The sequence below is a fragment of the Psychrobacter sp. UBA2514 genome (genome assembly GCF_002341255.1).
GTDB classification, from domain to species: Bacteria; Pseudomonadota; Gammaproteobacteria; order Pseudomonadales; family Moraxellaceae; genus Psychrobacter; species Psychrobacter pacificensis.
On record NZ_DDNS01000037.1, the window covers coordinates 2,395 to 2,992 of the forward strand.

The following is a 598-nucleotide window of genomic DNA, read 5'->3' on the forward strand; positions in this document are numbered from 1 at the left end:
CGCAGATGTATGACAAGCAAGTGGCGTATTTTCAAACGGACTATCGCTGCATTGCGTTTGATTTTCGAGGGCAGGGTCAGTCACAGATTACCAAATCTGGCTATGATATGGAGACATTGACCGAAGATACGCTAGGGTTACTTGACGCACTCGCTATTGCTAAATGTCATTTTGTTGGGTTATCCATGGGCGGGTTTGTCGCTCAACGTATTGCGCTTAAGCGACCGGAGTTGCTATTATCACTCACGCTGCTTGAGACATCAGCTGATCCTGAAGAACCAAAAAACATTCCTGAGTACCGCAAACTGGTCAAAGCCATTCGTTGGCTAGGGATGAAGCGTGTGAGCAAAAAAGTCATGCCCATTATGTTTGGCAGTACCTTTTTGGCCGATAAGCTGCGCAAATCTGATCGCAAACAGTGGCTCACGATGCTGCAAAGCAATCGTAAGGGTGGTGTCGTCAAGGCGACAATGGGGGTCATCGATCGCACTGGCACTTATGAGCAACTGGGTGATATCACGACACCGACATTGATTGTGGTCGGTGATGAGGATGCAGCGACGCCTTATGAAAAGTCTGAGCGTATGCATTTTGCTAT

1 protein-coding gene is annotated in these 598 nt (G+C 47.8%); it reads left to right on the plus strand.

Features of this window, described 5'->3' with window-relative positions; genetic code table 11:
• Nucleotides 1-598: alpha/beta fold hydrolase (locus tag B3V51_RS09945; RefSeq protein ID WP_286708346.1), on the plus strand; the 598-nt coding region annotated here is incomplete at both ends.